6 protein-coding genes are annotated in these 9,817 nt (G+C 56.2%); 4 read left to right on the top strand and 2 right to left on the bottom strand.

Annotation, left to right across the window (positions count from 1 at the left end; all coding sequences use genetic code 11):
* Positions 1-1,209 (bottom strand): UvrD-helicase domain-containing protein (locus EJP87_RS10515; protein ID WP_130471828.1); only part of this gene is annotated, 1,209 nt, incomplete at its 3' end.
* The gene (locus EJP87_RS17820; RefSeq protein WP_193771289.1) at positions 1,206-1,379 is read right to left on the bottom strand and encodes a hypothetical protein; all 174 of its coding nucleotides are present in this window, start codon (positions 1,377-1,379) and stop codon (positions 1,206-1,208) included. The genes EJP87_RS10515 and EJP87_RS17820, both read right to left, overlap by 4 nt.
* Positions 1,380-1,642: 263 nt before the next feature.
* Here EJP87_RS17820 and lpdA point away from each other — a divergent pair, with 263 nt between their 5' ends.
* The 4 genes from lpdA (at position 1,643) to EJP87_RS18505 (ending at position 9,697) form a co-directional block, all read left to right on the top strand.
* Positions 1,643-3,136: a dihydrolipoyl dehydrogenase gene (gene lpdA / locus EJP87_RS10510; protein ID WP_130471827.1), complete on the top strand. Its 1,494-nt coding sequence runs from the start codon at positions 1,643-1,645 to the stop codon at positions 3,134-3,136.
* A gap of 317 nt (positions 3,137-3,453) precedes the next feature.
* The gene (locus EJP87_RS10505) at positions 3,454-4,929 is read left to right on the top strand and encodes a toll/interleukin-1 receptor domain-containing protein (protein ID WP_130471826.1); all 1,476 of its coding nucleotides are present in this window, start codon (positions 3,454-3,456) and stop codon (positions 4,927-4,929) included.
* A gap of 341 nt (positions 4,930-5,270) precedes the next feature.
* Complete coding sequence (locus EJP87_RS10500; protein ID WP_130471825.1) at positions 5,271-6,248, top strand: AAA family ATPase; 978 nt, start codon at positions 5,271-5,273, stop codon at positions 6,246-6,248.
* The gene (locus EJP87_RS18505; protein ID WP_227657572.1) at positions 6,245-9,697 is read left to right on the top strand and encodes a formylglycine-generating enzyme family protein; all 3,453 of its coding nucleotides are present in this window, start codon (positions 6,245-6,247) and stop codon (positions 9,695-9,697) included. Before EJP87_RS10500 ends, EJP87_RS18505 begins: the two co-directional genes overlap by 4 nt.
* Positions 9,698-9,817: the final 120 nt, after the last annotated feature.

Below are 9,817 nucleotides of genomic sequence, written 5' to 3'. Positions count from 1 at the left end.
CAGTTGTTTGCAGATCGTCACGGCCTCTTCCGTAGCCGCCAGCGCCTCCTCGCGACGGCCCAGAGCATGTAATTGGATACCCAGGTTGTTTAGTGAGGTGGCCAGAGCTGGCAGGAAATTGTCTGGGCGCAGTTTGGCCTGCTGTCTTTGGCGTGCTATATCTCTTTTTAGGCTCTGCAAAACATCTGGCTGGCGGTCAAGATCGGCCACCGCCATGTTTCGGGAGGCCCCATCAATGCTCGGATTGATGGGGCTGGATGATGATTTTGCCTTGTCTGTATCCGCTGTTGCTGCATATAAATTTTCAGCAAGGTCAATTGTTTCGGCAGCAAATTGGTCACGAAAACGCCGCATATATTCTGGAATAGGATTGCCAGATGGGGAAAATGTCTGTTTCGGATTGCCTATCATCAGCACATTGCGCAATGAGCCACCACAAAGAGTGGTCAAAACAGCATATTGCGCCTCATTCAACTCCTGTGCTTCATCGATGCTGATAAACCTGTAGAGGCGACGATAAAAATCAGCAATAATGGGTTGTTCACGCATGAGGCGACAGGCCAATACAAGCATATCATCAAAGTCGTATGCCCCTTTGGCGCGCAGAGCGGAATCATAGGCATCCAAAACTCTGCGGGCCAGCAAATCATCATCACTCTTTGCCAATGTTGAAGGCTGAGTTTTTAGTCTGGAGATGTCAAACAACCACTGATCAAGTATTTGCTCGGCACTTTTTCCCTGTTGCGGATATTTGAGCTGGGGAGCCAGCAGCGGATTTTGATGAATCGCTTCAAGCAGAATCTGCCTTCTGTCTTTTTGCAGTTCAACTACAAGAGGAGCTCCTGTAATGCCAACCGGTTTTCCCCGTTGTGCCAGCATTTCACGACAAAATGCGTGCACTGTCTCTATGGAAAGCCGACGACTCTCTTTGCCAAGGTCGGCTAAATGCTCTTTCAACTCCTTGGCTGCAATATTGGTAACAGTGAGCACAAGCACATGGAAATGGCCTGGTACTTCGTGCAAGAGCCTCCGTACTCGCGCAGCAAGGATTCTTGTCTTGTCTGAACCCGGACCTGCATGCACCAATAAAGCACCATCCTCATGTTCTATCACGCTTTTTTGCATGCTGGTAAGAGGAGGTTCTGGCCTGGCTGCATCCTGATTTGTCTGCAGATGCTCTAGAGCGTGCAGAGAGTCCGCCTGGTTCATGATGCTTCCTTGTGCAACTGTTCGAGATGGAAATCAGAGGAGATTTTTTCAAACATTTCTCTGATGAGAGGTGGAAAACGCCTCGTTTTATCGCTGATTTTAGAAAGTTCTAATGCCAGAGCTTCTGCCATCCTGGTCTTGGCTTCGGACAGCGCATCCCGTGCTGCCAATAGGCGACCATCGCCCTGTTTATGGTTGCTTATTGTCTCTTCTGTATTTTGATTTCCATTTGAGACAATCCAACACCTGCCTGCTATTGAAAGTCGCTCGGGAAAAAATTATTTACGGCAATTGCCTGAGGAAAGTTTTATCTTTACAATGTATTGCCTGATGCTATGCAATAATGCGTAGCGCTGCAAGGTGAATTTGCAGGGCAAGCTGTTTGCTCGCTGCTTTTTGCCCGTGTATCCGGCCCGGTGGAGATTATCTCCTTATGGCGCGCGCTTTTGCGGTGGCCGATGCGTCTGCCGTGGGTGAATGTGACTATCTGTTAAAGGAGAGGCTGATGGATCGATCGGTACAGTTGGTGGTTTTGGGAGCAGGTCCAGGGGGGTATGCGGCGGCTTTTTTGGCGGCCTCCCGAGGGATGCAAACGCTCTTGATCGATACTGAGGCAGAACCGGGTGGGGTCTGTTTGCAGCGGGGTTGTATCCCCAGCAAGGCGTTGTTGCAGGTGGCACGTCTGCTGCGGGAGTGCCGCGAAGCCCAACAGATGGGGCTCACCTTTGCTCCTCCGCAGATCGATCTGCCTCGTCTGCGTGCCTGGAAAGAGGAGGTGGTGACGCGCTTGACGCATGGTCTGGCCGAGCAGTGTCAACGACGCGGCGTGGAATTTTTGCAAGGGCAGGGGGAGCTCTGCGCCAGCAACCGCTTGCGGGTGCAAAAAGCCGATGGCAGCGTCGAGTGGATCACTTTTGCGCACTGTATTCTGGCTGCGGGATCGCGTCCGCTGGCTCTCCCTGGAATCTCCACCAATATCCCGGGAGTTTGGGATTCCACACAGGCTTTGCAACTGGAAAAAATCCCTGCCACTTTGCTTGTGGTGGGCGGCGGCAATATCGGCTTGGAGTTGGGGAGTCTCTATGCGGCTTTGGGGAGCAAGGTAACCATTGTCGAGTGGAGTTCGGGGCTTCTGCCTGGGGTGGATCGGGATCTGTTGCGACCTTTTGCGCAGCGTGTACCTTCTTTGTTTGCCTCGGTGTTGACCAACAGCAAAGTGTTGGCGGTAGAGCCGAGTTCTGCCGGGTTGCAGGTGACGGTGCAGAGTGGTGAGGCAACCCTGCAGCTTGCAACCGAGCAGATGTTGCTGGCTACCGGGCGGCGGGCCAATGGTGATCTGTTGGGTTTGTCCTCTCTAGGCATTGAGTTGGAGCAGGGGCGGGTGGTGGTGAGTGCGGAGCGACGCACGGCGATTGCCCATATTTTTGCGATTGGCGATTTGATTGCCGGGCCGATGTTGGCGCACAAGGCCACGTATGATGCACGGGTAGCGGTTGCGGCGCTGTTTGGTGAGCCGCCTCCGCGTGCAGAGCCGGTGATTCCCATGGTCACCTATACCGACCCGGAAATTGCCTATGCGGGATTGACCGAGGGGTTGGCAAAGCAGCGTGGGTTGGCGGTACGTGCGGTGCGTTTTCCGTGGGCTGCTTCGGGACGGGCGCAGACTTTGCAGCGTACTGAAGGGGTGAGCAAAATGCTGATTGATCCCCAATCGGAGCAGATTTTAGGGGTGGGTATTACTGGAGTGCATGCCGGGGAGTTGATTGCGCAGGGGGTGCAGGCGATTGAGGCTGGTTTGACGGTGCGGCAGTTTCGTCATTTGGTGCATCCGCATCCCACCTTGTCGGAGAGTTTATTGGAGGTTGCTGAGGTGGCTCTGGGGGAGAGTGTGCACTATTTTGTGCCGAGGCGGGAGAGCAGAGGTTAATAATAGACAGGGTAAGTGCATTTGAAAAATCAAAAAGTATTATGGAGGTCCAGGAGGAGATTATCTCCTCCTGGCAGGTGCAGGACGGAGTCCTGCATGCAGCGGCGTTTCACCAGAAGCGAATGCGAAGCATTCGCGCACGCCGCGACAATCGGTGCCCCGCAGGGGCACTCTTTGGGAGGGCGGAGCCCGACATGCACATTGCAAGTTTGTGGCAACAATGGGGAATTAGCAGCATGTTTTTCCGTGACAACACTCCTTCCAGATATGATACCATGCCATCAGTATAACGGATGCAGGAGGAGGGTTATTGACTGATGGCAAAGTATACGGTCTTTGTGAGCTATTGTCATGCGGACAAACGGGCATTACGCTCTTTTATGCCTTATCAAGAAACCCTGGAACAAGAAGGGTTGATCACTGTTTGGACAGACGAAAAAATCAAACAAGGGTTGCGCTGGCAGGAAAGCATAGAAGAGGCGTTGGCACAATCCAGAACCGCCATTCTCTTTATATCCGAAGCTTTTCTTGCTTCTAAATTTATTCGTGAAAAGGAACTGCCGCCGCTTTTGGCAGCATGCGAAGGGGGTCGGATGACGGTGTTGCCCGTATTTTTGTCGCCATCGACGGTTAAGAATGCAGGTATTCCATTTGTGCATCCTAAAACGGGTAAGCAGGCTACCATCAAATTGACTGAATTTCAGGGTTTTGGCACCTTGGAAAAATGCTTGACAGAAATAAAACTAGTTGAAAAACAAAAGATATTTGTTAAGATTTCCGAACGAATTCGAGAATTGGCCCAGCAGGATATGCCGGAGTCGGAAACAGCAGCAACAGTACAAAGTGCCCCGGTTGCGGTGAACAAAGGGGTCGCGATTGCTGCCGCACACTCTCCCGGAGAAAAGCAGAGGGAGGAGGGTGGGCTGCCACCTGTGTCTAGCCCTGTTTCTCCACCGGATAAGGAGTCATTGCGGCGCACGGATCGGGAGATGCGCTTTAGGAAATTAGAAAAAAAGGTTGCGGAGGCCATCCAATCATCTGGCTCACTCATGGAGTTGCTGGAAAGAAAGCTTCCTCCTTTGCAAGCGGACAACTCTTCTGAGGAGAAGGATGCTCATAAGCGTGCCATGAGGCTCACGAAAAGAATCTTGGCTTTGCCCTTCGATTCTGGGTATGCGCTTTTGCGGGAAATTTATCAACAAATGGATGCCGATTCCGACTCGGTCGCAATCAATGCCATCAAAAATACCAGTCGCCTTCTGATACCATGGCTCTATGTTGCCAGTCAGAAGATGGATCTCGAGCAGTGGGAATATGGTGCGCTGGGTGACATCAGGACTATTCCTGCCGGAATCAAGGCTTTTGCCGAAATCGTTTTTGCCGGTATTGATAACCGTGAAGTTGCATGGAAAGAGATCAGTGATCCTGATGATTTTGCAGAAGGGTTCTATAGCGTCAATTTGCAGCCGGAGGGGGGCTTCAGAGAGAGCACCGAGAAAAATCTGCGTGAGGATCTGTTCAAAACAGTCAAGCCTCCCGCCGAAGCGGCCTCCATGCCGGATATGGTAAAGGATGATGCCATTGCTCGCCGAATCCAATGGTTGTTTAAGGAGAAAGGCATTCGGGTTTATCTCATTGGCAAGATGCCAGAAGGTGAAGAGCGTCACAGCTATCAATTGACCATCGAACGTATAAAGACGCGCTATCCGGTTATGGCGGTTGTTCTGCTGGATACAAACTTGCTGGGAGAGCACCAATCCCTTTTTGATGGGATCCGTTCATTGCTGCTTTAGGCGGCGCACCCTCTTTTCAGGATGGCGCATGGCGGGTGGCTTGAGTGCAAAGGAATATTTCCGCACCGTTGCCACAAACTTGAAATGTGCAGGTCGGGCTCCGCCCTCCCAAAAGAGTGCCCCTGCGGGGCACAGATTGTCGCGGCGTGCGCGAATGCTAAAGCATTCGCTTTTGGTGAAACGCCGCTACATGCAGGACTCCGTCCTGCACCTGCCAGGAGGGGATAATCCCCTCCTGGACCTCCTTAATAGTTTGCAAATATACCGGTCTGGGCGATACGCCGCCAACAAGGCCCGCGCAATATGTTTCGGATAGTGGACAGGATAGAGAGAAACAAACCATGAGTGAAGCAAGCCGCATTGATCTGCCTAAAACCGGCGCCTCCCATCTTCAGGTCGATTTGAGCGGCGAATCGGGGCCGGCAGATCGGGTACACCTGTTGAGTCTCCGCGAAATCCATGCCGTCAACGCAGCCATCGCTGCCGGACGACCACTGCTGGTACGTGGCGAGCCGGGTACCGGAAAAAGCCAGTTGGCGCGCGCAGTCGCCAAAATACTCAACCGGGTCTTTATCTCCCAGGTCATTGACTCACGCACCGAATCAAGGGATCTGCTGTGGAACTTTGATGCCGTAATGCGCTTGGCCAACGCGCAACTCGCGGGCGCCTTGCATCAAGATTCCCAACAGGCTCGACAGGAGCTGGCTGTGGAAAACTATCTGCATCCCGGTCCCCTCTGGTGGGCCTTCGATTGGGCAGATGCCGAGCGTCAGGCCAAACGGGTCCAGCAAGAGCCTCCTCCCCAACCCGATGGCGGAGTCGCGCAAAATGGCAGTGTCCTGCTGCTCGACGAGATCGACAAGGCAGAATCGGAAACCCCCAACGGTCTGCTGGAAGCCCTGGGCGCCCGGCAGTTTACCCCGTTAGGACGCAGCAAACCGGTGTGCGTGCAGGGGATATTGCCTCTGCTTGTCATCACCACCAACGAGGAGCGGGCTTTGCCGGATGCCTTCTTGCGCCGATGCCTGGTCTTGTGCCTCAATTTGCCCAGCGATGAGCAGGAGTTGATCGCATTGCTCATGCAACGGGGCAAGGCCCATTTTCCAACGGCAACGGAAGAGCTGTTGCGCAAAGCGGCTGAGATGCTCTTCAGGGATCGTCATGCCGCTCTGGAGGCCCAGGTCACACCCCGTCCAGGACAGGCGGAATATCTCGATCTGCTGCGAGCTGTGTTGACCCTGGAGCGCACCAAAGCCAAACAGTTGGCCATGCTCGAGGTGGTGGCCCCGTATACGTTGCGCAAACATGTGGAACCATGACAAAGCAGTCTGATGCGCTGATTCTTCGGGGAGGCTGCGGTTATTCCGATCTGCTGCTGGCCTTCAAGGCGGGGGGCATGGAGGAGTTGACGGCGGTGGCCCATCTGCTGGGCTATGGTCCGTCCTTGCCCAGGCCACGCCCAACGCCTCCTCCTGAGCCGGAGCCGATCGAGCCAGAACAAACAGTCGAAAAACAGACAGCCCCAGTCTCTGAAGCGCCTACCACCTTCTGGTGTCCTGTGGCCTATGAAGCGCGGGCACCCATCGTGGCCACTCAAAAAAAAGCAAAGGCACAAGATACCCTTTCCCAGCAACAGCCGGCCGGCCGGGATCTGCAGCGCTGGAGTGGGCTGGTACCCCGGTTGCGCGCTGGCTTTGCCGAGCGTGCTCCAGGCAAAAACCTGGATATCGATGCCCTGATTCGCCTGCTGGCCAGGGGAGGCAGCCTGCAGCGTCTGCCGCGCCGCTCTCGCTTGCGCTGGGGATCCTCCGTGCAGATCATCGTCGATCGCAGCGTGCGCTTGATCCCCTTCCAGGAGGACCAGGAGCGGGTGGCCAGACGCTTGGCCGCTCTGTTTCCCCGGCATGCGCTCAGCTTTGCCCTCTTTCTGGAGGGGATGGAGGAGCCTATCTCCCTGGGTCCACAGGGAGAGTTTCAAAACTATCGCTGGCCTGCACCCGCTGCCTTGGTGGTGGTGTTGGGGGATCTGGGCTCTCTGGCAGGCAATGCCGAGCAGTTGGCAAGCCGTTGGGAACATTTTGGCCAACGTCTGGCCCGCTGCCAATGCCGTCCTGTGGCCCTGACCCCCGCGCCAGCCTCCCGCTGCTTGCCGGGAGTGCTGCGGAGCTGGCGTCTGGTGACCTGGGAGCGCAGATCTGCCACCCTGCGTTTGACCCCGGCTGAGCTGGAGCAGCGTGCAGAACGGTTGCTGCGCCTTCTCTCTCCGGCAGTGCGCATCGAGCCGGGATTGTTGCGCGATATACGCCTGCTCCTGGGCAGTCAAGCCGATGCCGGTACCGAGGCCGATGTCTGGCGGCATCGGGCTCTGCTTGGTCGATCGCGGGTGGCCGCCTCTTGGGATCCGCTGCTCGCCAAACGGCTGCGCGATGATTTTTTCCGCAACGAATCCAACACAATGCAGCTCAAGGTGATCCAGGCGCTTCAGCCATGGCGCGGTGGTTTGGCCCCGGAGATCTGGTATGAAGAGCTGCTCAGTCTCTCCCCGCAATTGCGCCAAGCCCTGCCCGAAACCTTGCGCAACAATGATCTGCTCGCCGCTGCCCAAACCCTCCAACAACTGGCCGAGGCGCCGACGCTGCTGCACCGGCAGTGGTATCGGCGTTTGAGTGGCCGCGCCGGGCCAGAATACCATCAGCAGGAGGATCCCGCACTGCGCCAGGCACAGCAACAATTGGAACTGGCCAGCTTCCAGGAGGATCCGCAGCACACCTTGTCAGAAAATTTTGATCCCGCTTTGCTGCCCATTGTGTTTAATCCCCCACGCCGCTTCGCCCTCTGGCAGCAGGGTGCCCGACTGCTGGCGGAGGATGAACAGAGCCCCTCGCTGGCGGCGGAGACCGGGAGCTGGCTGGGGAACATCGTTACCGCTACCGGCTTGCTGCGCATCGGAGCGCCTGTCGTCGATGCCTCCTCCTTCTGGAAATCTGCCAGCCCGCCCTCCTGGGCCAATGCCTGGGGTTGGGACCAATTTGGCGCCTGGGTCACTATCGTCGTTGGGGCGGTCACCCAGCGTCTGCGTTGGATTCCACCGGGGCGTTTTCTGATGGGGTCGCCAAAGGATGAGCCTGGGCGGTTCGAGGATGAGGGCCCCCAGCTTGAAGTGACTCTTTCCACTGGCTATTGGCTGTTTGATACCCCCTGCACCCAGGAGTTGTGGCAAGCGGTGATGGGAACAAATCCCAGCCACTTTCAATCTCCGCAGACACCGGAGGAGTCGGTGGAGAGTCGTCCGGTGGAGCAGGTGAGCTGGAAGGATGTCCAGAAGTTTTTGGCAAAGATCAACCAGCAGTTGCCCGGCCTGGAGCTGACTCTGCCCAGCGAGGCGCAGTGGGAATATGCCTGTCGCGCCGGGAGCACGACGCCGATATATGGTCAAGAGCGGGATGCCATTGCTTGGTATAGGAGCAATAGCAAGCACAGAACACACCCCGTTGCCGGCAAGGCTCCCAATGCTTGGGGTCTGTATGACATGTTGGGCAATGTCTGGGAGTGGTGTCAGGATGGGAAGTGGGATTATAAGCAAGCTGCCGGAGTCAATCCCCTGGGGTCATCGGCTGATGCGTCTCGTGTGCTGCGTGGAGGCTCCTGGGACAGCGACGCCCGTTTTGTGCGGGCTGCCTGCCGCCTCAGCAACGGGTCGTCGCTTCGCGGCGACTTCATTGGCTTTCGTTGTGCCCGAGTTCAGCCGGTGAGCCAAGCAGGGCAGGCAGGAGCGGAGCCGCAGGAGCCTTCCGCAGTCCGCCTGGCGGAGCGGCGGACGGCGGTGGCTCCAGCGAGCGAAGCGGCGTTGCGTTTGGCCGATACGCCCCCGCAAACCCAATGTACTTTGCCCCGCCACTCCCTGTTTCAGGCAGAGAGCGACCAGGAGCGCTTGACCTTTGCGCGCATCACCAAACCCCGCTGGGCCGAGGCCATGGGGCGGGATCGGGTGGGCTTGTGGGTCACCATTACCCTGGACGGCGCTGGTGGCAAGCCGGTCACCCAGCGTCTGCGTTGGATTCCACCGGGGCGCTTTATGATGGGTTCGCCAAAGGAGGAAGCGGAGCGGTTGGAAGATGAAGGTCCGCAACACGAAGTCACTTTTCGCCAAGGCTTTTGGATGTGTGACACCGCATGTACCCAGGCTTTGTGGGAGGCGGTGATGGGAAAAAATCCATGCTACTTTCAATCGCCTGATCTTCCTGTGGAAATGGTAAACTGGCATGATGTCCAGGAGTTTTTGGCCAGGATCAACGCGCAGATTCCCGGTTTGGCGTTGCAACTGCCCAGCGAGGCACAGTGGGAATATGCCTGTCGCGCCGGGACCACGACCCCCTTCAGCTTTGGCGACAATATCACGACTAAACAGGTCAATTATAACGGTAACTATCCCTATGCCAATGGTGCAAAGGGTGTGTTTCGGGGGCGCACGGTTCCCGTCGCCAGCCTGCCCCCGAACCCATGGGGGCTTTTCGAGATGCATGGCAATGTTGATGAGTGGTGTAATGATCTTTGGCATGGCTCCTACCATGAGGCTCCCACCGATGGTCGAGCCCGGGGCGATGCCCAATCTACGCAGCACTTTGGCGTTGGGCGCATGGTGCTCATGGCGCGAGGAGGGTCTTGGTTAAGCCTTGCCATTCACGTTCGATCTGCTTACCGCAGAGTCTTATTGTCTGATGTCCGCGACTCACTCATCGGCTTTCGCTGTTGCCACGTGGCATCATAAGCCAGACAAACAGAGAGACAGAAAAATTCAAGACCAGCGCTTTGCTACATTTCCGCACCGTTGCCACAAACTACAACTGTGCAGGTCGGGCTCCGCCCTCCCAAAGAGTGCCCCTGCGGG

Origin of the sequence: Candidatus Magnetaquicoccus inordinatus, assembly GCF_004217665.1 — a bacterium.
Classification (GTDB): Bacteria; Pseudomonadota; Magnetococcia; order Magnetococcales; family Magnetaquicoccaceae; genus Magnetaquicoccus; species Magnetaquicoccus inordinatus.
The sequence above is the reverse complement of the archived record's forward strand: the minus strand, read 5'-3'. Positions and strand labels throughout refer to the sequence as shown.